Source organism: Mycobacterium bourgelatii (assembly GCF_010723575.1).
Lineage (GTDB): Bacteria > Actinomycetota > Actinomycetes > Mycobacteriales > Mycobacteriaceae > Mycobacterium > Mycobacterium bourgelatii.
In genome coordinates, this window is record NZ_BLKZ01000001.1 from 2678000 (window position 1) to 2700699 (window position 22700).

A 22700-nucleotide genomic window follows, 5' to 3' on the forward strand; every position below is an offset into this window, starting at 1 on the left:
TCCAGACGTTGCCGGGATGGGCGAGGAGACAACCCCACGCAGTCAGACTCGCCCATCCCGGTAACTTGGCACACTAGGCGGCGCGACGGCCCGCGACCAGGAATAAATTTGCAAACCGCTGCATAAACATGCAGAATCGGCGAATGGCCGAGGGAATAAGGGTGGCAGTCGCCGGTGCTAGCGGCTACGCGGGCGGCGAGGTGCTCCGACTGCTGCTCGGGCATCCGGCGTACGTGTCCGGTCGTCTCTCCATCGGCTCGCTGACCGCCGCGGCAAGTGCCGGCACCTTGCTTGGTGAGCACCACCCACACCTTCTGCCGTTGGCGCAGCGAGTCGTCGACCCGACGGATCTCGACGTCCTCCGAGGCCATGACGTGGTCTTTCTCGGGCTGCCGCATGGGCATTCGGCAGCGTTGGCGCAAGAACTCGGCCCGGAGACGCTGATCATCGACTGCGGCGCGGACTTCCGGCTCAGCGATGCCGCAGCGTGGGAGCGTTTCTACGGTTCTCCGCACGCCGGCAGCTGGCCCTACGGCCTGCCCGAGTTGCCCGGCGGCCGCGACCGCCTCAACGGTGCCCGCCGCATCGCCGTCCCAGGTTGCTACCCGACCGCGGCGCTGCTGGCACTCGTGCCCGCGATGGCCGCGGGCCTGATCGAACCCGCGGTTACCGTCGTCGCCGTCAGTGGAACTTCAGGAGCCGGCCGCGCGGCCAAGGTCGATCTGCTGGGCGCGGAAGTCATCGGATCGGCGCGCGCCTACAACATCGGTGGCGTCCATCGCCACACCCCGGAAATCGCTCAGGGACTGCGGGCCGTTACCGACGGTGACGTAACGGTGTCCTTCACGCCGGTGCTCATCCCGACCTCTCGCGGCATCCTGGCCACCTGCACCGCGCGTACCCGCGCGCCGCTCTCGCAAATTCGTGCAACCTACGAAAAGGCTTACCACGCTGAGCCTTTCGTATACCTCATGCCCGAAGGGCAGCTGCCCCGGACCGGCTCGGTGATCGGCAGCAACGCCGCTCACATCGCCGTTGCCGTGGACGAGGCCGCCGAGACGTTCGTGGCGATCTCGGCGATTGACAACCTGGTCAAGGGAACGGCGGGCGCCGCGATCCAGTCGATGAACATCGCGCTGGGCTGGCCCGAGACCGAGGGCTTGTCGGTGGTCGGAGTGGCCCCGTGACCGATACCGCCAAAACCACCAGGTTGGTTCGCGCCCAAGGAGTTACGGCACCGGCGGGCTTTCGCGCCGCCGGTATCGCCGCCGGGATCAAAGCATCCGGAGCGCCCGACCTTGCGCTCGTCTTCAACGAAGGACCCGACTACGCGGCCGCCGGGGTGCTGACTCGCAACAAAGTCAAGGCCGCACCGGTGCTGTGGACTCAACAGGTGCTCAAAACCGGGCAACTTCGGGCAGTGATCCTCAATTCCGGTGGTGCCAATGCGTGTACCGGACCCGCGGGCTTCCAAGACACCCACGCCACCGCGGAGGCGGTGGCTGCGGCGCTGTCGGACTGGGGTACCGAGACCGGGGCCATCGAAGTGGCTGTCTGCTCCACCGGCCTGATCGGCGACCGGCTGCCAATGGACAAAGTGCTGGCCGGCGTTCGCGACATCGTGCACGAGATGCATGGCGGGCTGACCGGCGGTGACGACGCCGCCCACGCCATCATGACAACCGACACGGTCCCCAAACAGGTTGCGCTGCACCACCAGAACAATTGGACGGTCGGCGCAATGGCCAAGGGGGCGGGGATGCTGGCGCCGTCACTGGCCACCATGTTGGTCGTGCTTACCACCGATGCGGTCGCCGAGCCCGCGGCTTTGGATCAGGCCCTGCGCCGCGCCGCCGCCCTGACCTTCGACCGGCTCGACGTGGACGGCAGCTGCTCCACCAACGACACGGTCCTGTTGCTGGCCTCGGGTGCCAGTGAAATCGCGCCGCCGCAGAGCGATCTGGATGACGCCGTCCTTCGGGTCTGCGACGATCTGTGCGCCCAGCTTCAGGCTGACGCGGAGGGCGTCACCAAGCGTGTCACGGTAACGGTGGTCGGGGCGGTCACGGACGACGATGCCCTCATTGCCGCACGGGCAATCGCCCGCGACAGCCTGGTCAAAACCGCGCTATTCGGCTCGGATCCCAACTGGGGACGGGTGCTGGCCGCCGTCGGGATGGCGCCGATCACCCTAGAACCTGATCGAATCTCGGTGTTGTTCAACGGCTCTGCGGTCTGCATTGATGGAGTTGGAGCTCCGGGTGCGCGCGAGGTCGACCTATCGGCGCCGGACATCGACATCACCGTCGACCTGGCCCTTGGTGACGGTCAGGCGGCTATCCGCACCACGGACTTGTCGCACGGCTACGTCGAAGAGAATTCGGCGTACAGCTCATGAGCACCGAAGGGCTGTCCACCCAGGTCAAGGCCGAGGTGCTGGCCGAGGCATTGCCCTGGCTCAAGCAGTTGCACGGCAAGATCGTCGTCATCAAGTACGGCGGCAACGCCATGACCGACGATGTCTTGCGCAAAGCCTTCGCCGCCGACATGGCCTTTCTGCGCAACTGCGGCATCCATCCCGTCGTCGTGCACGGCGGCGGACCGCAGATCACAGCCATGCTGCGCAGACTCGGCATCGAAGGCGACTTCAAGGGCGGGTTCCGGGTCACCACACCGGAAGTGCTCGACGTGGCACGGATGGTGTTGTTCGGGCAGGTCGGTCGCGAACTGGTGAACATGATCAATGCGCACGGACCGTACGCCGTCGGGATCACCGGCGAGGACGCACAATTGTTCACCGCTGTACGGCGCAGCGTCACCGTCGACGGTGTCGCCATTGACATCGGGTTGGTCGGCGACGTCGACCTGGTCAACACCGACGCCGTACTCGACCTCATTGCGGCAGGCCGCATTCCGGTGGTTTCGACGTTGGCGCCGGACGCCGATGGCGTGGTGCACAACATCAACGCTGACACTGCCGCCGCCGCATTGGCCGAAGCGCTGGGAGCCGAGAAGCTGTTGATGCTTACCGACGTCGAGGGCCTGTACACCAGTTGGCCCGACAAAGGTTCGCTGGTCAGCGAGATCGACACGGCCACACTGTCGCAACTGCTGCCCACGCTGGAGGCGGGCATGATCCCCAAGGTGGAAGCCTGCTTGCGGGCCGTCTCCGGGGGAGTGCCGAGCGCGCACGTCATCGACGGACGAGTCAAACATTGTGTGCTGGTGGAACTTTTGACCGATGCAGGCACCGGTACCAAGGTGGTGAGCGCGTGACCAACACCGAAGCCGTCCAGCAGCGGTGGCAAGCCGTAATGATGAACAACTACGGCACTCCGACGATGGCACTCGTCAGCGGTGACGGCGCCGTCGTCACCGATGCGGACGGCAAGACCTACGTCGACCTGCTCGCTGGCATCGCCGTCAACATCCTGGGCCATCGGCATCCGGCGATCATCGAGGCTGTCACCCAGCAGCTGTCGACGCTCGGACACACTTCCAACCTGTACGCCACCGAACCCGGCATCGCGCTGGCCGAAGAGTTGGTTGCGCTCCTGGGCGCCGAGAATCCGGCCCGAGTGTTCTTCTGCAACTCCGGGGCCGAGGCCAACGAAGCCGCGTTCAAACTGACCCGCCTCACGGGCCGCACGAAATTGGTTGCCGCGCAGGAAGGTTTCCACGGCCGCACCATGGGGTCATTGGCGCTGACCGGGCAGCCTGCCAAGCGGACGCCGTTCGAACCGCTACCCGGTGACGTCACGTACGTCCCGTACGGTGACACCGACGCATTGGCCGAGGCCGTCGACGATCAAACCGCCGCAGTATTTCTCGAGCCGATCATGGGGGAGAGCGGTGTCGTCGTTCCTCCGGAGGGCTACCTGGCGGCAGCCCGCGACATCACCTCCCGGCACCGTGCCTTGCTGGTGCTCGACGAGGTGCAGACCGGAATAGGGCGCACCGGAACGTTTTACGCACACCAGCACGAAGGCATAACGCCCGACGTGGTCACGCTGGCCAAGGGACTCGGCGGCGGCTTGCCCATCGGGGCGTGCCTGGCCGTCGGGCCGGCGTCGGAACTGCTGACCCCTGGCCTGCACGGCAGCACGTTCGGCGGCAACCCCATCTGCACCGCGGCGGCCCTGGCGGTGCTGCGGGTGCTGGCCGCCGACGACTTGGTGCGTCGTGCCGAGGTATTGGGCAAGTCGCTGCAACACGGCATCGAAGCACTGGGCCACCCCCTGATCGATCATGTGCGCGGCCGCGGACTACTGCGGGGCATCGTGCTGACCGAACAACTCGCCAAGGGCGCCGAGGCGACCGCCCGGGATGCCGGTTATCTCGTGAATGGCGCCGCGCCCAACGTGATTCGCCTGGCGCCGCCGTTGATCATCAGCGAATCTCAGCTGGAAGGTTTCGTCGCGGCGCTGCCAGCGATCCTCGACAAGGCCGGAGCATCGGCATGACGCGACACTTTCTGCGTGACGATGACCTGACGCCCGCCGAGCAGGCCGAGGTCCTCGAACTGGCGGCCGAACTGAAAAAGGACCCGTTCAGCCGTCGTCCCCTCGAGGGCCCCCGCGGGGTTGCGGTCATTTTCGACAAGAACTCCACCCGGACCCGGTTCTCGTTCGAGTTGGGCATCGCACATCTCGGTGGCCACGCCGTCGTGGTCGACAGCCGCTCCACTCAGCTGGGTCGTGACGAAACCCTGCAGGACACCGCGCAGGTGCTGTCCCGTTATGTCGATGCCATCGTCTGGCGAACGTTCGGCCAAGAGCGGCTGACTGCCATGGCGGAAACCGCGACGGTGCCCGTCGTCAACGCGTTGTCCGACGAGTTCCATCCCTGCCAGGTGCTGGCCGATCTGCAGACCATCGCCGAACGCAAGGGGTCGCTGAGCGGTCTGCGGCTGTCCTATTTCGGCGATGGCGCGAACAACATGGCCCATTCGCTGATGCTCGGCGGCGTGACGGCGGGTATCCATGTGACCGTCGCCGGTCCCGAGGGCTTCCTGCCCGATCCCGCTGTCCTGGCGGCGGCCCAGGAACGCGCCGAAGCCACCGGCGCTTCGGTGACGGTGACCCAGAACGCCGACGAGGCCGCCAGCGGCGCCGATGTCCTGGTGACCGATACCTGGACGTCGATGGGCCAGGAAGGCGACGGACTGGACCGCGTCAAGCCATTCCGGCCGTTCCAGGTCAACGAGCGGCTCCTGTCCCTGGCCGACTCCAAAGCCATTGTCTTGCATTGTCTTCCGGCCCACCGCGGCGACGAGATCACCGACGAGGTGATGGACGGGCCGGCCAGCGCGGTGTGGGACGAGGCCGAAAACCGGTTGCACGCCCAGAAGGCGCTGCTGGTGTGGTTGTTGGAGCGATCGCGATGAGCGAAGCGAAGGCGCACGCCGTTTCGGGCGCGGACGTCAGTGTCACCCGCGCCGGCCGGCAGGCCCGCATCGTGGCCATCTTGTCGACGGAATCCGTCAGCAGCCAAAGCGAACTGGCCGCATTGTTGGCGGCAGAGGGCATCGAGGTCACTCAGGCCACGCTGTCGCGCGATCTGGAAGAGCTCGGTGCGGTGAAACTGCGCGGTGCCGACGGCGGAGTCGGCGTCTACGTTGTGCCCGAAGACGGCAGCCCGGTCCGCGGGGTCACCGGCGGCACCGGTCGACTGTCCCGACTGCTCAACGAGTTGCTGGTCTCCACCGACGCCAGCGCCAATCTGGCCGTGCTGCGGACGCCACCAGGGGGAGCGCACTATTTGGCCAGCGCGATCGATCGCGCGGCGCTACCGTACGTTGTCGGCACCATCGCCGGCGACGACACCGTGTTTGTCGCCGCCCGCGCGCCGATGACCGGCACTGATCTGGCGTCTGCGTTGGAAAAGTTGAAGTAAGCCTCGAATAAACTGCTGCCGGTTTCGGCAAAGCTGAAGGAGATTGTTCATGTCAGATCGCGTCATCCTGGCGTATTCCGGCGGACTGGACACCTCGGTGGCCATCAGCTGGATCGGCAAGGAGACCGGCCGTGAGGTCGTGGCGGTGGCGATTGACCTCGGCCAAGGTGGCGAGGACATGGAGGTGGTGCGCCAGCGGGCGCTGGACTGCGGCGCCGTCGAAGCCGTCGTCGTGGACGCGCGTGACGAGTTCGCCGAGGGCTACTGCCTGCCGACGGTGCTCAACAACGCGCTCTACATGGACCGCTATCCGCTGGTATCGGCGATCAGCCGACCGCTCATCGTCAAGCATCTGGTCGCGGCCGCGCGCGAGCACGGCGGCACCATCGTCGCCCACGGCTGCACCGGAAAGGGCAACGACCAGGTCCGCTTCGAGGTCGGATTCGCTTCGCTGGCACCGGATCTCGAGGTGCTGGCGCCCGTCCGCGACTACGCGTGGACGCGGGAGAAGGCGATCCAGTTCGCCGAAGAAAACGCGATCCCGATCAACGTCACCAAGCGCTCGCCGTTCTCGATCGACCAGAACGTCTGGGGCCGCGCGGTGGAAACTGGGTTCCTCGAGCACCTGTGGAACGCGCCCACCAAGGACGTCTACGACTACACCGAAGATCCCACCGTCAACTGGAACACCCCGGACGAGGTGATCGTGGGGTTCGAGAACGGCGTGCCGGTATCGATCGACGGCAAGCGGGTGACGATGCTGCAGGCCATCGAGGAGCTCAACCGTCGCGCCGGCGCCCAGGGCGTCGGGCGACTCGACGTCGTCGAGGATCGGCTGGTGGGCATCAAGAGCCGCGAGATTTACGAGGCACCCGGCGCGATGGTGCTGATCACCGCACACACCGAACTCGAGCACGTCACACTGGAGCGTGAGCTGGGCCGGTTCAAGCGGCACACCGACCAGCGGTGGGCGGAGCTGGTGTACGACGGCCTGTGGTACTCGCCGCTGAAGATCGCGCTGGAATCGTTCGTCGACAAGACCCAGGAGCACGTCACCGGCGAAGTCCGGCTGGTTCTGCACGGCGGGCACATCGCGGTCAACGGCCGCCGCAGCGCGGAGTCGTTGTACGACTTCAACCTGGCCACCTACGACGAGGGCGACACCTTCGACCAGTCGGCGGCCAAGGGCTTCGTCCACATCCACGGGCTGTCGTCCAAGATTTCCGCCCGCCGGGACCTGCGGTGAAATTTTCCCGCCGAGCAGACACAAACTTGTACGAATTGGCCCTCACGAGTGCGAGTTTGCGTCTGCTCGCCGGGGTAAGGGTGCCCCGGTGAGCACCAACGAGGGGTCCCTGTGGGGCGGGCGGTTCAGCGGCGGGCCGTCCGACGCGCTGGCCGCGCTGAGCAAGTCAACCCACTTCGACTGGGTGCTGGCGCCGTACGACATCATCGCGTCCCGCGCCCACACCGTAGTGCTCTACCGGGCCGGACTGCTCACCGAGGAGCAGCGTGACGGCCTGTTGGCCGGCCTGGACAGCCTCGCCGAGGACGTGGCCGACGGCAGCTTCCGCCCGCTGGTGACCGACGAGGACGTGCATGCGGCGCTGGAACGCGGACTGATCGACCGCGTCGGGCCGGACCTCGGCGGCCGGTTGCGGGCCGGCCGATCACGCAACGACCAGGTGGCCACGCTGTTCCGGATGTGGCTGCGCGACGCGGTGCGTCGCGTGGCCGCAGGAGTGCTCGACGTGGTCGCGGCCCTGGCCGATCAGGCCGCGGCCCATCCGACGGCCATCATGCCCGGAAAGACCCACCTACAGTCGGCCCAGCCCGTCTTGCTGGCCCACCATCTGCTCGCACATGCCCATCCGTTGCTGCGCGACGTGGACCGCATCGTGGACTTCGACGCCCGCGCGGCGGTGTCACCCTACGGCTCCGGGGCACTGGCGGGTTCCTCGCTGGGACTCGACCCGGACGCCATTGCCGCGGACCTGGGTTTCGCGGCCGCCGCCGACAATTCCATCGACGCCACCGCCGCCCGCGATTTCGCCGCCGAGGCGGCGTTCGTGTTTGCCATGATCAGCGTGGACCTGTCCCGGTTGGCCGAGGACATCATCATCTGGAGCTCGACGGAGTTCGGCTACGTCACGTTGCACGACTCGTGGTCCACCGGTAGCTCGATCATGCCGCAGAAGAAAAACCCGGACATCGCCGAACTGGCCCGAGGCAAGTCGGGGCGGTTGATCGGCAACCTGGCCGGGCTGCTGGCCACGCTCAAGGCCCAGCCGTTGGCCTACAACCGTGACCTGCAGGAAGACAAGGAGCCGGTGTTCGACTCGGTGGCTCAGCTCGAACTGCTGCTCCCGGCGATGGCCGGGCTGGTGGGGAGCCTGACATTCGACGTCGAGCGCATGGCCGCACTGGCACCGGCGGGTTACACGCTGGCCACCGATATCGCTGAATGGCTCGTACGCCAAGGTGTGCCGTTTCGATCCGCCCACGAAGCCGCCGGTGCCGCCGTGCGGGCCGCCGAGCAGCGCCAGGTTGGGCTGCAGGACCTGACCGATGACGAACTGGCCGCCATCAGTCCCGAGTTGACCCCGGAGGTCCGTGAGGTGTTGACCATCGAGGGGTCGGTCGCATCGCGCGACTCCCGTGGCGGCACCGCGCCCTCGCAAGTTGCCACGCAACTGGCGGCGGTCCGGGCAAAGGCCCACGAGCTGCGCCATAGCTTGACGAGCTAACAATCCGGCCCGGTCTTTGCCCGAGGTGTCCGGCGACTCCTACCCGGGGCTAAACTTTGACGACCGGAGCTGAACCCTTCGGCCCGACGGTTCGTCACTTAGGGGTGGGGCGTATGAGTGTCATCGCAGGCGTGTTCGGCGCGCTGCCCACGCACCGGTACCCGCAGCGAGAGCTCACCGACTTCTTCGTCAGCATCCCGGAGTTCGCGGGTTACGAGGACATCGTCCGCCAACTGCATGCCAGCGCGAAGGTCAACAGTCGTCACCTGACGTTGCCGCTGGACCGATATCCCACGCTCAAAGACTTTGGCACGGCCAACCGAATCTTCGTCGAACACGCCGTCGATCTCGGCTGCGAGGCACTGGTCGGCGCGCTCGATGAGGCCGGTCTGCGGCCGCAGGACCTCGACGCGCTCATCACCACGACGGTCACCGGCCTCGCCGCGCCTTCGCTGGACGCCCGCATCGCCGCGCGTTTGGGCCTGCGCCCGGACCTGCGACGGGTGCCCCTGTTCGGGCTGGGCTGCGTGGCCGGCGCGGCGGGCGTTGCGCGGCTGCACGACTACCTGCGCGGCGCGCCCGACGGCGTCGCGGCGCTCATTTCGGTGGAGCTGTGTTCGCTCACCTACCCGGGCTACAAGCCGTCGCTGGCGGGCCTGGTGGGTAGCGCGCTCTTTGCGGACGGGGCAGCCGCGGTGGTGGGCGTCGGCACACGGCGAGCCGAAAAACTCGACGCCAGCGGTCCGGACATCCTCGACTCACGCAGCCACCTCTATCCCGATTCGCTGCGCACAATGGGCTACGACGTGGGTACGACCGGATTCGAGCTGGTGTTGTCCAAGGACCTCGCGGCCGTGGTCGAGCAGTACATCGCCGACGACGTCAACACCTTCCTCGGCGAACATGGCCTGACCACCACCGACATAGGTGCCTGGGTCAGTCATCCGGGCGGCCCCAAGATCATCGACGCGATCACCGCCAGTCTCGACCTGCCGCCGGAAGCCTTGGAGCTGACCTGGCGCTCGCTGGGCGAGATCGGCAACCTGTCGTCCGCGTCGGTACTGCACGTACTTCGGGACACCATCGCGAAGCCGCCACCCAGCGGAAGCCCGGGTTTGATGATTGCCATGGGCCCAGGCTTCTGCTCCGAACTGGTGCTGCTGCGCTGGCATTGATGCGCACCGGACGACTCGCTCACCCGTTCGTTCGTGGGGAAGGCCGGGTTGGATGAACAGCTCCGAGCAAGACCTCGTGCGGGCCCTGCGGTCATCTCTGAAGGAAGTCGAACGCCTCAAGCAAGAAAACCGGGACTTGCTGGCTCTCAGCACCGAGCCGGTGGCGGTGGTGGGGATGGCCTGCCGGTACCCGGGCGGGGTGGACTCGCCCGAATCCCTGTGGGAGATGGTCGTTCAGGGGCGCGACGTGGTCTCCGAGTTCCCGGCCGACCGCGGCTGGGATTTGAACGGGCTGTTCGATCCCGATCCCGACGCGATAGGGAAGTCGGTCACGCGCTGCGGCGGATTCTTGACCGACGTGGCCGGTTTCGATGCGGCCTTCTTCGGGATCGCACCGAGCGAGGCGCTGGCCATGGATCCCCAACAGCGGTTGCTGTTGGAGGTGTCCTGGGAGGCGCTGGAGCGGGCGGGGATTGACCCGGCGACGCTGCGCGGCTCCCCGACGGGCGTGTTCGCCGGGGTGTTCCACGGTTCGTACGGTGGCCAGGGGCGGGTGCCCGGCGACCTGGAGCGGTACGGGTTGCGCGGCTCGACGTTGAGTGTGGCGTCCGGGCGGGTGGCGTATTCGCTGGGTTTGGAAGGCCCGGCCATCTCGGTCGACACGGCGTGTTCGTCGTCGTTGGTGGCGCTGCACCTGGCGACGCAGTCGTTGCGGTCGGGGGAGTGCGAACTGGCGTTGGTCGGGGGTGTCACGGTGATGGCCACTCCTGCGATGTTCGTGGAGTTCAGCCGACAGCGGGCGCTGGCGGCCGACGGCCGATGCAAGGCCTACGCCGGGGCCGCCGACGGGACCGGTTTCTCCGAGGGCGTCGGGGTGTTGGTGGTGGAACGACTGTCCGACGCGCAGCGGCTGGGGCATCCGGTGTTGGCGGTGGTGCGGGGCTCGGCGGTCAATCAGGATGGGGCGTCCAACGGATTGGCCACTCCCAATGGGCCCGCGCAGCAACGGGTAATCCGCTCCGCGTTGGCAAACGCCCGGCTGCACGCCGCCGACGTCGACGTCGTCGAGGGGCACGGGACCGGCACCACCCTGGGAGACCCCATCGAAGCCCAGGCGCTGGTGGCGACGTATGGGCAGGGTCGGTCGGCGGACCGGCCGTTGTGGCTGGGATCCATCAAATCGAACATGGGGCACACCTCGGCCGCCGCCGGCGTTGGCGGTGTGATCAAGATGGTGCAGGCCATCCGCCATCAAGTGATGCCCAAGACGCTGCACGTGGATGTGCCCACGCCGCACGTGGATTGGTCGGCGGGGGCGGTGTCGTTGCTGACCGAGCCGCGGCCGTGGCCGGACGGCGAGGGGCCGCGCCGCGCGGGGGTGTCATCGTTCGGGATAAGCGGCACGAACGCCCACGTCATTCTGGAACAGGCGCCAGCGTCGGCGGTGCGGACGGAGAACCCGGATACCCCGGAAGAGCCGGAAAATCTTGTAGCTGAACATGAACGACCGCTGCCGTGGGTATTATCCGCGCGGTCAGCCGAGGCATTGGCGGCTCAGGCGCAGCGATTGCTCGCCCACCTCAATGCACATCCGGAACTGAGGCTGACCGACGTCGGCTGGTCGCTGATCAATACCCGCTCGTTGTTTGAACATCGCGCGGTGGTGGTAGGGACCGACCTCGACGACTTCACCAGTGCGCTGGCCGGGTTGGCCGCGGGCGCGCCGGGCGCCAACGTCGCGGTGGGCCGCGCTCGGACAACCGGACGGACCGTGTTCGTGTTCCCCGGGCAAGGCTCGCAATGGCTGGGGATGGGCGTCCAGTTGCTCGACACCTCAACGGTGTTCGCCGAACAGATGCACCGATGCGGCAAGGCCCTCGGTGAATATGTCGACTGGTCGTTGATCGACGTCATCCGGGGGGCGCCGGGCGCACCCGGCCTGGATCGCGTGGACGTGGTGCAGCCGGTCCTGTGGGCGGTGATGGTGTCGCTGGCCGAATTGTGGCGTTCGGTGGGCGTGATCCCGGACGCGGTGATCGGGCATTCGCAGGGCGAGATCGCGGCCGCCGTCGTGGCGGGGGCATTGACGCTGGCAGACGCCGCCCGGGTGGTGGCGCTGCGTAGCCAACTGCTGGTGAAGCTGGCGGGTACGGGCGGCATGGTGTCGCTGGCGTGTGGTTCGGCACGGGCCCAAGAGTTGTTGGCGCCGTGGGGAGATCAGCTCAGCGTCGCCGCGATCAACGGCGTCTCGGCCGTCGTCGTCGCCGGCGAGGTCGAAGCGCTGGAAAAGCTTCTGGTGCACAGCGAGGCGGCTGGCGTGCGGGCCCGCAGAATCGATGTCGACTATGCCTCCCACTCCGCCCAGGTCGACGTGATCCGCGAGCCTCTCGTCAAGGCGTTGGCCGGCATCGAGCCACATTCCTCGCCGGTGGCGTTCTTCTCCACCACCACCGGCGAACTCATGGACACCGCCGGCCTGAGCGCCGACTATTGGTTCCAAAGCATCAGGCAGACAGTGCAATTCGAGAGCGCTGTCCGAAATGCATGCGACGCCGGGTATCGGGTGTTCATCGAATCCAGTCCGCATCCGGTGTTGGTACCCGGCATCGAGGAGACCTGCGGCGAACGAGATGCGTTGAACGCCATCATCCTTCCGTCGCTCGGGCGCGACGAGGGGGGACTGGACCGGTTCTGGTTGTCGGTGGGACAGGCACACGTGGCGGGCGTGCCGGTGGACTTCGGGACGGCCTTCGGCGATCCTGCCCGGGTTAGTCGGGTCGAGTTGCCCACCTACGCCTTCCAACACCGGCGTTTCTGGTTGCCCGGGGCGGGCGCCGGCGCCGGCGACCTCGGCGGTATGGGATTGCGGGGAGCCGAACACGGGCTGCTGGGTGCGGTGGTGCACCGCGCGGATTCCGGCGAGGTGGTGCTGACGGGCCGGTTGTCGCGGACCGCACAGCCGTGGCTGACCGATCACGCGGTGGCCGGGGTGGTGCTGTTCCCGGGGGCCGGTTTCGTGGAACTGGCGCTGCGGGCCGGCGACGAGGTCGGTTGTTCGGTCGTCGAGGAGCTGACCCTCTCAGCGCCGCTGCCATTGCCTGCGACCGACGGGGTGCGCGTACAGGTGGTGGTGGGCGCCGCGGGTGCCTCCGGCCGACGGGCAGTTTCGGTGTTTTCTGCCGGCGTCCACCCTGATTCGGAATGGACGCTGCATGCGGAGGGCGTGTTGAGCACCGGCGCGGTGCCGCCGGTCGCGGACCTGTCGGTGTGGCCACCGGTGGGAGCCACACCGGTGGAAATCGGCGGTGCCTACCAGCGGTTGGCGCAGCGCGGTTACGAGTACGGCCCGGCGTTCGCGGGCTTGCGGGCGATGTGGCAACTCGGCACTGAGGTGTTTGCGGAGGTCGCCGTCCCGAAAGTGGTTGGAGCCCAGGGGTTCGAGATTCATCCGGTGCTGATCGATGCGGCGCTCCATGCGATGGGGGTAGCCGGCGAGCAAACCGAGACGATGCTCCCGTTCTCCTGGCAGGGCGTCTGCCTGCACGCTGCCGGCGCGTCGCGCGCCCGGGTTCGGATAGCGCCCGTCGGGGTGGGTGCCGTGTCGATCGAACTGGCCGACGGGGCCGGGTTGCCGATCTTGTCGGTACGCGAGTTGGCGGTCCGCCCGGTGTCGGCTGCGCAGTTGTCGGCGGCCCTGGCTCGGCAGGCCAACCGGGCGGGGAGCGGCCTGTTGGAGGTGGCGTGGTCACCGGTGCCGTTGTCGCCCGACGGAGTTGGCGACGGCGGCAGTGGCGTCACGGTATGGCGACCGGACGCTTACGGTGACGGCGCGCCGGGGGCGGTGTACGAGGCCACCCACGCCGCATTGCGGACGCTGCAGTCGTGGTTGGCCGGCGACGAGTCCGGAGTGCTGGTCGTGTTGACCAGCGGCGCGGTGGGACTGCCCGATGAAGACGTGACCGATCTGGCCGGTGCGGCGGTCTGGGGCCTGGTGCGCTCGGCCCAGGCTGAGCATCCCGGCCGCGTGGTTCTGCTGGATTCGGATGGGTCGCTGGATGTCGAAGCGGTTATCGGTTGTGGCGAGCCGCAGTTGGTGGTTCGTTCCGGCGCCGCCTATGCCGCCCGACTGGCACCCGCGGCTTCAGGGTCGGCGCTCGAACTGCCGGCCGGAGCCTGGCGGATCGACGCGGGCGGCGCCGGAGCGCTGGAGGACCTGACGGTCCAACCCTGCCCGCGGGTAGCACTTGCCGCCGGGCAGGTGCGGGTCGCGGTGGCCGCTGTGGGGGTGAACTTCCGCGACGTCTTGGTGGCGTTGGGGATGTATCCGGGCGGCGGTGAATTGGGTGTCGAGGGCGCCGGGGTGGTCATCGAGGTCGGGCCTGGGGTAACGGAATACGCCGTCGGCGAGGCGGTGATGGGCTTGTTCGGGGTGGTGGGTTCAGAAGCCGTCGTCGATGCGCGGTTGGTGACCGCGGTGCCTGCGGGATGGTCGCTGGTGCAGGCCGCCGGTGTGCCGGTGGTGTTCTTGACGGCGCTCTACGGGTTGTCGGTGCTGGCGGGCCTGCGGGCCGGCGAGCGGGTGTTGGTGCATGCCGCAACCGGTGGGGTGGGGATGGCGGCGGTGCAGCTGGCCCGCCATTGGGGCGCGGAGGTGTTCGCCACGGCCAGCCAGGGCAAGTGGGATACGTTGCGCGCGATGGGCTTTGATGACGATCACATCGGCGATTCACGCACGTTGGAGTTCGAGAAAAAGTTTTTGACGACCACCGGCGGCAGCGGGGTCGACGTCGTGCTCAACTCGTTGGCCGGCGACTTCGTGGACGCGTCACTGCGGTTGCTGGTCACCGGTGGCCGGTTTGTCGAAATGGGTAAGACCGATATCCGCGACGCGCGGCAGGTGGCGGCCGATCATCCGGGCGTGGCGTATCGGGCGTTCGATCTGATCGAGGCCGGCCCGGACCGTACTGCGGCCATGCTGGCGGAAAGCGTCGGGTTGTTCGCTGCCGGGGCGATAAACCCGCTGCCGGTCAAGACATTCGATGTGCGCAGCGCCTCAACCGCGTACCGCTTCGTCAGCCAGGCGCGGCACGTCGGCAAGGTGGTCCTGACCGTCCCGAGCCTGGCAGGATCCACGGTGCTGATCACCGGGGGCACCGGGATGGCGGGCTCGGCCGTGGCCACGCACTTGGTGTCCCGGTACGGCGTGGCCCACGTGGTGTTGGCCAGCCGCCGGGGAGCCGACGCGGAGGGCGTCGCCGAGTTGGTGGCCCGACTCGAGGACGCCGGGGCGCAGGTGTCGGTGGCGGCCTGCGACATCGCCGATCGCGATGCTGCCGCCGCGCTGCTCGCGCAGCTGCCGTCACGGTATCCGCTCCGGGGCGTCGTCCACGCCGCCGGAGTCCTCGACGACGGCCTGATCGGATCCCTCACGCCCGAGCGGATCGATGCGGTGTTGCGCGCCAAGGTTGACGGGGCGTGGAACCTGCACAAACTCACCGAGAACCTGGATTTGTCGGCGTTCGTGATGTTTTCGTCGATGGCGGGGATCGTCGGGACCGCAGGACAGGGCAATTACGCTGCGGCCAACAGCTTCCTGGACGGACTCGCCGCCTACCGCCGCTCCCGCGGTTTGCCCGGCTTGTCGGTGGCCTGGGGTCTGTGGGAACAGGCCAGCGCAATGACGCAACACCTGGCCGACCGTGACAAAGCCCGCATGACCCGCGTCGGGCTGGCTGCCTTGTCAACCGGGCAGGCGCTGGAACTGTTCGACGCCGCGATGCTGGCCGACCACCCCGTCGTGCTCGCAGCCCGCGTCGACACTGCCGCGCTGGCAACCGCAGATGCCTTGCCGCCGTTGCTGACTCAGCTGGTCACCCGTCCGGTCCGACGTGTAGTCGCCGACTCCGACACCGGGTCGGCATCGATGACAAGCCTCGTCGCACGGCTACGCGGCCTGCCCCCGGAACACCGACAACGTGAACTCGTCGATCTGGTGCGCGACAGCGCGGCAACCGTGCTGGGACGACCCGGTACCGCAGACATCAACGCCGACAGCGTTTTTCAAGACCTTGGCTTCGACTCGCTCACCGCCGTCGAGTTGCGCAATCGCCTGAAGATGGCCACGGGACACCATCTTTCGCCCACGCTGATCTTCGACTATCCGACGCCGTCCGCGCTCGCCGAGCACCTCGATGCCCGCCTGGATCTCGCTGCTCCGGCTGCGGATCGTCCGGACCTGATGGCCCGCTTCAACGACATCACCCGCGAGCTGCAGACGCTGCTCAATCAGCCCGGCTGGGAGCCGGAAGACAAGGCACATCTCAACGCCCGCATCCTGGGGCTGCTGACGACCCTGGCGACCCAAGCGGATGCTTCCGACGATGCCGTTGCCCCCGACGACGCCGACCTCCTGAACGCCACCGAGAGCGAACTCTTCGCCATTCTCGACGAAGAACTGGGGTCGTGATGGACCACGAGGATTCGACCGTGCCCAGCACCACCAAGCATCTTGACTACCTGAAGCGGTTGACCGCGGATCTGCGCCGGACCCGCCGGCGGGTGGCCGAGTTGGAAGGCAAGCTGTCCGAGCCGGTGGCGATCGTGGGAATGGCGTGCCGCTACCCGGGTGGTGTCGATTCGCCGGAAAGCCTGTGGGACATGGTGGTCGACGGGCGTGACGCGGTATCCGATTTTCCGGCGGACCGAGGCTGGGATGTCGCGGGGCTCTACGATCCGGACCCGGACGCCAAGGGCAAGATGTATGTGCGTCAGGGATCCTTCCTGCATGGCGCGGGGGACTTCGACGCCGGATTCTTCGGCATCGGTCCCAGCGAAGCGCTGGCAATGGACCCGCAGCAGCGCCTGATGCTGGAGCTGTCGTGGGAAGCCTTGGAGCGGGCGGGAATTGACCCGCTGGGGTTGCGGGGTTCGGCGACGGGCGTGTTCGCGGGGGTGATTCACGCCGGCTACGGCGGCGAAGTGAAAGGGGAACTGGAGGGCTACGGTCTGACCGGCTCGACCCTGAGTGTGGCGTCCGGACGGACGTCATATGTGTTGGGCCTGGAAGGCCCGGCGGTGTCGGTGGATACGGCATGTTCGTCGTCGTTGGTGGCGATGCATCTGGCCGCGCAGTCACTGCGCTCGGGGGAGACCGATCTGGCTTTGGCCGGCGGTATCACGGTGATGGCCACCATCGCCGCCTTCGTGGAGTTCTGCCGGCAGCGGGCCCTGGCCCCGGACGGCCGGTGCAAGGTGTATGCGGGTAGCGCCGACGGGACCGCGTGGTCGGAAGGCGGCGGCGTGCTGGTCTTGGAACGACTGGCCGATGCGCAGCGACTTGGTCACCCCGTGCTGGCCTTGCTGCGCGGTTCCGCGGTGAATCAGGACGGTGCATCCAATGGGCTGACCGCCCCGAACGGTCCGGCGCAGCAGCGGGTGATCCAGGCGGCCCTGACCAGCGCGGGGTTGACCCCCGCGGAAGTCGACATCGTCGAGGGCCACGGAACGGGAACCACACTGGGGGATCCCATTGAGGCGCAAGCCCTGCTCGCTACCTACGGGCAGGACCGGCCGGCGGATCGCCCACTGTGGCTGGGTTCGATCAAGTCCAACATCGGTCATTCGTCGGCCGCGGCCGGTGTGGCCGGGGTCATCAAAATGGTGCAGGCCATGCGGCATGGGGTGATGCCGAAGACCCTGCACGTGGATGTGCCTACGCCACACGTGGATTGGTCGTCAGGTGCGGTCTCGGTGTTGACGGAGTCGCGCCCGTGGCCGGCCGGCGATCAACCACGTCGGGCGGGCGTGTCTTCGTTCGGCATCAGCGGCACCAATGCGCACGTGATCGTGGAGCAAGCTCCGGCACCGGCGCCGGCGCAGCCGTCAGATCCGGAAAGCGTTGTGGCCGAAGATGATACCGCGTCGGTTCCGTGGGTGCTGTCCGCACGCACACCGCGGGCGCTGACCGACCAGGCCAGGCGGCTACTGACCCAAGTGAGCATCGGAGACCGCCCGCGCCCGGCGGATGTGGGTTGGTCGCTGGCGACCACGCGCTCGGTGTTCGACCATCGCGCGGTCGTAGTGGGCGGGCCTGACCAACTCGTGGCGGGTTTGACCGGCCTGGCCGCCGAGGAGCCCGGAGCGGGTGTCGTCGTCGGCCGTGCCCGGCATGCGGGCAAGACCGTGTTCGTGTTCCCCGGGCAGGGCGCCCAGAGCTTGGGGATGGGACAGCAGCTCTACGAACGATTTCCGGTGTTCGCCGAAGCGTTGGACGAGGCGGTCTCGGCGCTGGGCCCACACCTGCGGTTGCCGCTGCGCGACGTGATGTGGGGCAGCGACGCGCAGCTGTTGGAAAGCACGGAATTCGCGCAGCCCGCGTTGTTCGCCGTGGAGGTCGCCCTGGCGGCGTTGTTGCGGCACTGGGGCGTGGTGCCGGACGTGGTCATGGGTCATTCCGTGGGTGAGATCACCGCGGCCCAGGTGGCCGGCGTGTTGTCCCTTTCGGATGCGGCCACTGTGGTCGTCGGCCGCGCTCGGCTGATGGCGGAGTTGCCCGCCGGTGGGGTGATGATCGCGGTCGCCGCCAGCGAGGCGGAGGTGACGCCGTTACTCACCGAGGAGGTGAGCATTGCGGCCGTCAACGGGCCGAGCGCCGTTGTGCTTTCGGGTGCGCAAGACCCGGTTACGGCAGTGGCGGATCGGCTGGCCGAGTCTGGTCGACGCGTGCATCGACTAGCGGTCTCGCATGCGTTTCATTCGAAGCTGATGGAGCCCATGCTGGAGCGGTTCGCGGATCTGCTGGCCGGGATCACACCCGCGGAACCGCGAATTGCGCTGGTGTCCAACCTGACTGGCAAGGTGGTGGGCGCCGGGTACGGGTCGCCGCAGTACTGGGTGGACCACGTGCGGCAGCCGGTGCGCTTCGTGGACGGGGTGCGGGCCGCGGAATCGGTGGGTGCCGGCGTGTTCATCGAGGCCGGTCCCGGTCGCGGCCTCACCGCCGCGGTGGAGCAGTCGTTGGTCGCCGACCAAGCGGTGTCGGTGGTGACGCTGGCCAAAGACCGTCCCGAAGTCGAATCGCTACTCGGTGCGGCGGGCCAGCTGTTCACCTTGGGATTGCCGGTCGACTGGCCCGCCACCTTCGCCGGCTTGCGTACCCGGCGGGTGGACTTGCCGACGTACCCGTTTCAACGGCAGCGCTATTGGTTGACGGCCGACCAGCTGGGGACGACCGATGTGAGTGGCGTGGGTCTGGCGAAGGCCGAGCATGCCCTGTTGGGGGCGGTGGTGCAACGCCCGGATTCCGGCGGTGTCGTGTTGACGGGCCGACTGTCGCTCACGGCGCAGCCGTGGTTGGCCGACCATGCGGTCGCCGGGGTGGTGCTGTTTCCCGGATCGGGCTTCGTGGAGCTGGTTTTGCGGGCAGCGGACGAGGTCGGCTGCTCGGCGATCGAAGAGTTGACTCTGTCCGCGCCATTACTGCTGTCGGCCGACGGCGGGGTGCAGGTGCAGGTGGTCGTGGGTGGTGCCGACGAGACCGGAGCTCGCGCCGTATCGGTGTATTCAACTGATCGGCAGTCGGATTCGCCCTGGACGCTGCACGCCGAAGGTTCGCTGCGGGACGCGGCGGTACAGCCGAGCGCCGACCTGTCGATCTGGCCACCGGTCGGGGCCGTGCCGGTGGATGTGACCGATGCATATGTCGGGCTGGCCGAGCGTGGCTACGCGTATGGTCCCGCCTTCCGTGGGCTGCGCACGGTGTGGCAGCGGGGCACCGAGGTCTTCGCAGAGGTCGATGTTCCCGCGGACGCCGGTTTGACGTTGAGCGGCTTCGGGCTTCATCCGGTCCTGTTGGACGCGGGCCTGCATGCGCTCGGGGTATCCGGGCAGCAGGCGCAGGCAGTGTTGCCGTTCTCCTGGCAGGGCGTGTCGCTACACGCCATGGGCGCTTCGCACGTGCGGGTGCGGATGGCGCCAGTGGGGACGCAGGGACTTTCGTTGGAGCTGGCCGACGCGGCGGGTCTGCCGGTGTTGTCGGTCAAGGAGTTGGTGGTCCGCCCCGTATCGGCCGAACAGTTGTCGGCGGTAACCGCTCCGTCCGCCAACAGCGGGCTGTTGGAGGTGATGTGGTCACCGATTCCTCTGAACAGCAACGGTATTGATGGAACAGCCGGCACCGACGCGGAGGTGTGGCAGCCGAGTTCAGCTGTCGGGGGAGTGGTGGAGTCGGTGCACGCGGTCACCACTGAGGCGTTGGGAATGTTGCAGTTGTGGGTGGCCGGCGACCGCACCGGGGTGCTGGTGGTGCGGACCCACGGCGCGGTGGCGCTGGCTGGTGAGGACGTCACCGATCTGGCGGGCGCGGCGGTGTGGGGGTTGGTGCGATCGGCGCAGGCCGAGCACCCGGGCCGCATCATCCTGCTCGATTCCGATGGCTCGGTCGATCCCGATGCGTTGATCGGTTGCGGTGAAACGCAGTTGGCGGTGCGCAACGGGGTGGTGTACGCGGCGCGGTTGGCAAAGACGGGCCCGGGAACGAAAGGGTCCGAAGGGCCGGAGGGGTCGACGCTGCAGCTGCCGCCCGGGAATTGGCGGCTTGCCCCCGGTGGTGGCGGAACGCTTCAGGACTTGGTGGTCCAGCCTCAGCCGCCGACGGCGTTGGCCGAAGGCCAGATTCGGGTGAAGCTGGCCGCCGTCGGTGTGAATTTCCGGGATGTGCTCGTGGCGTTGGGCATGTATCCCGGCGGCGGCGAATTGGGCGCCGAAGGCGCCGGGTTCGTCACCGAGGTCGGCCCCGGGGTAACGGGCTTTACCGTCGGCGACACCGTACTCGGACTGTTCGGGGTGGCAGGTTCTGAAGCGGTGATCGATGCCCGATTGGTGACCGCAGTACCCGCGGGGTGGTCATTGGACGCGGCCGCGGGTGTGCCGGTGGTGTTCCTGACCGCCTTCTACGGCTTGGCTGAACTTGCGGGTCTGCGCGCCGGGGAGAAACTTCTGGTGCATGCCGCGACCGGGGGTGTGGGGATGGCCGCGGTGCAACTGGCGCGGCACTGGGGCGTTGAGGTTTTCGCCACCGCGAGTCGCGGCAAGTGGGACGTGTTGCGGTCCATCGGTTTTGACGACGACCACATCGCGGACTCGCGAACCCTGGAGTTTGAACAGAAGTTCCTCGCGGTTACCGGGGGTACCGGGGTTGACGTGGTGCTCAATTCGCTGGCCGGCGAGTACACCGACGCGTCGCTGAGGCTGTTGACCCGCGGCGGCCGCTTCATCGAAATGGGCAAGACGGACCTGCGCGATGCGCAGTTGGTGGCCGACCAGCATCCAGGTGTGCGCTATCGGGCGTTTGATCTGATGGAGGCTGGGCCGCAACACATTCAGCAGATGCTGACCGAACTGATGGCCCTGTTTGAGGCCGGCACCTTGCAGCCGCTGCCGACGAAGACGTGGGATGTGCGAAGCGCCGCGGACGCCTACCGGTTTGTCAGCCAGGCTCGCCATATCGGCAAGGTCGTGCTGACCATGCCGCGTGAGCTGGCCGACGGCACGGTCCTGGTTACCGGGGGCACCGGCATGGCCGGCGGCCGGCTGGCGCGACACTTGGTCACTCGCTACGGGGTGCGCAACCTGGTGCTCGCCAGCCGTCGAGGCGCCGCCGCCGACGGTGTTGCAGAGTTGGTCGCCGATCTGGAGCAGGCCGGGGCGACGGTGTCGGCGGTTGCCTGCGACGTCGCTGACCGCGACGCCGTGACGGCACTGCTGGCCGGCCTGCCGGAACGGTCGCCGCTCACCGGAGTCATTCACGCCGCCGGGACACTCGACGATGGGCTGATCGCGTCGCTGACGCCGGAGCGGATGAACGCGGTGCTGCGCGCCAAGGTAGATGCGGCGTGGAATCTGCATGAGCTCACCGCGGATCTGGATTTGTCGGTGTTCGTGATGTTCTCGTCGTTGGCGGGCATTGTCGGCGCACCGGGGCAAGGCAACTACGCCGCGGCGAACAGTTTCCTCGATGCGCTGGCCGTCCACCGTCGTGCCCGCGGAATGCCCGGGCTGTCGGTGGCGTGGGGGTTGTGGGAACAAGCGTCGGAGATGACCAGACACCTGGGGGACCGCGACAAAGCCCGGATGAGCCGGGTCGGGCTCGCCCCCTTGACGAACGACGACGCACTACAGCTGTTCGACGCGGCGCTGCTGGTGGACCGCCCCACGGTGGTCGCCACAAGACTCAACACGGCCGCACTCACCGCCCACGATGAAGCGCCGCCGTTGCTGCAGCAGTTGATCGCCCGCCCGACACGGCGGTTCATCGAACAGACCAACACCGCGGCGTCGATGTCGGGACTGCGTTCACGACTGCACGGGCTGACATCGGAGCAGCGCCACGCCGAGCTGACCGACTTGATCTGCGGCAGTGCTGCGGCCGTGCTCGGGCACAACACGTCCGACATCGCCCCCGACCGCGCTTTCCAAGATCTCGGGTTCGATTCGTTGACGGCGGTGGAACTACGCAACCGGCTCAAGACGGGCACCGGGCTGACGCTTTCGCCGACCCTGATCTTCGACCATCCCACACCCGCCGCGTTGGCCGAGCATCTTGATGCCTTGCTCGCTGCGGCTCCGGTGCCCGATCAGCCTGACCCGCTGGCCCGCTTTGACCACATCGCCCGCGAACTGCAGGCGCTGGTCGATCAGCCCGGCCTGAAGCCGGAGGACAGGGCGCAGTTGCGGGCGCGAATCGGGGCCATGCTCAACACGCTGGAGACGCCGGAGCCCGCACCGGATCCCGCAGACACCACGTTCTACGACGATGGCTTCAACGATGACCTCGCCACCGCGACCGACAGCGAACTCTTCGCCATCTTGGAAGAGGAATAGGACT

At 67.6% G+C, this 22700-nt stretch carries 11 protein-coding genes; all 11 read left to right on the forward strand.

Translation table 11 applies throughout. From position 1 onward, the window contains the following. Positions 1–128 precede the first annotated feature (128 nt). The 11 genes from argC to G6N68_RS11895 all read left to right on the forward strand — a co-directional run bounded on the left by argC (position 129) and on the right by G6N68_RS11895 (position 22696). On the forward strand, positions 129–1187 hold the full coding sequence (gene argC / locus G6N68_RS11845; RefSeq protein ID WP_163711967.1) for an N-acetyl-gamma-glutamyl-phosphate reductase: 1059 nt from the start codon (positions 129–131) through the stop codon (positions 1185–1187). Continuing rightward, positions 1184–2398: a bifunctional glutamate N-acetyltransferase/amino-acid acetyltransferase ArgJ gene (argJ, locus tag G6N68_RS11850; protein WP_163711970.1), complete on the forward strand. Its 1215-nt coding sequence runs from the start codon at positions 1184–1186 to the stop codon at positions 2396–2398. Before argC ends, argJ begins: the two co-directional genes overlap by 4 nt. Next, positions 2395–3276: an acetylglutamate kinase gene (gene argB / locus G6N68_RS11855; RefSeq protein ID WP_163711973.1), complete on the forward strand. Its 882-nt coding sequence runs from the start codon at positions 2395–2397 to the stop codon at positions 3274–3276. The genes argJ and argB overlap by 4 nt, the downstream gene beginning before the upstream one ends. Further along, positions 3273–4463 carry an acetylornithine transaminase gene (locus G6N68_RS11860; RefSeq protein ID WP_163711976.1) on the forward strand — a complete coding sequence of 397 codons (1191 nt, stop codon included), beginning with the start codon at positions 3273–3275 and terminating at the stop codon, positions 4461–4463. The genes argB and G6N68_RS11860 overlap by 4 nt, the downstream gene beginning before the upstream one ends. Further along, entirely contained in the window at positions 4460–5386 is a 927-nt protein-coding gene (gene argF / locus G6N68_RS11865; protein ID WP_163711978.1) for an ornithine carbamoyltransferase, read from the forward strand. Before G6N68_RS11860 ends, argF begins: the two co-directional genes overlap by 4 nt. Next, entirely contained in the window at positions 5383–5895 is a 513-nt protein-coding gene (locus tag G6N68_RS11870) for an arginine repressor (RefSeq protein ID WP_163711981.1), read from the forward strand. Before argF ends, G6N68_RS11870 begins: the two co-directional genes overlap by 4 nt. A gap of 49 nt (positions 5896–5944) precedes the next feature. Further along, positions 5945–7141, forward strand: a complete 1197-nt coding sequence (locus G6N68_RS11875) for an argininosuccinate synthase (RefSeq protein ID WP_163711984.1) — start codon at positions 5945–5947, stop codon at positions 7139–7141. An 88-nt stretch (positions 7142–7229) separates the two neighbouring features. After that, positions 7230–8642 carry an argininosuccinate lyase gene (gene argH / locus G6N68_RS11880; RefSeq protein WP_163711987.1) on the forward strand — a complete coding sequence of 471 codons (1413 nt, stop codon included), beginning with the start codon at positions 7230–7232 and terminating at the stop codon, positions 8640–8642. 113 nt (positions 8643–8755) lie between these two features. Continuing rightward, a complete protein-coding gene (locus G6N68_RS11885) occupies positions 8756–9817 on the forward strand; it encodes a type III polyketide synthase (protein WP_163711990.1) in 1062 nt (353 codons plus the stop codon). A gap of 52 nt (positions 9818–9869) precedes the next feature. Next, the gene (locus G6N68_RS11890) at positions 9870–16283 is read left to right on the forward strand and encodes a type I polyketide synthase (protein WP_163711994.1); all 6414 of its coding nucleotides are present in this window, start codon (positions 9870–9872) and stop codon (positions 16281–16283) included. A 20-nt stretch (positions 16284–16303) separates the two neighbouring features. Beyond that, entirely contained in the window at positions 16304–22696 is a 6393-nt protein-coding gene (locus G6N68_RS11895; protein WP_371871563.1) for an SDR family NAD(P)-dependent oxidoreductase, read from the forward strand. Positions 22697–22700 lie beyond the last annotated feature (4 nt).

What these genes read in the sequence shown, in the direction of transcription:
- argC (WP_163711967.1), top strand. Translation starts at nt 129, where the DNA reads ATGCAGAATCGGCGAATGGCCGAGGGAATAAGGGTGGCAGTCGCCGGT.
- G6N68_RS11870 (WP_163711981.1), top strand. Translation starts at nt 5,383, where the DNA reads ATGAGCGAAGCGAAGGCGCACGCCGTTTCGGGCGCGGACGTCAGTGTC.
- argF (WP_163711978.1), top strand. Translation starts at nt 4,460, where the DNA reads ATGACGCGACACTTTCTGCGTGACGATGACCTGACGCCCGCCGAGCAG.
- G6N68_RS11890 (WP_163711994.1), top strand. Translation starts at nt 9,870, where the DNA reads ATGAACAGCTCCGAGCAAGACCTCGTGCGGGCCCTGCGGTCATCTCTG.
- G6N68_RS11875 (WP_163711984.1), top strand. Translation starts at nt 5,945, where the DNA reads ATGTCAGATCGCGTCATCCTGGCGTATTCCGGCGGACTGGACACCTCG.
- G6N68_RS11885 (WP_163711990.1), top strand. Translation starts at nt 8,756, where the DNA reads ATGAGTGTCATCGCAGGCGTGTTCGGCGCGCTGCCCACGCACCGGTAC.
- argB (WP_163711973.1), top strand. Translation starts at nt 2,395, where the DNA reads ATGAGCACCGAAGGGCTGTCCACCCAGGTCAAGGCCGAGGTGCTGGCC.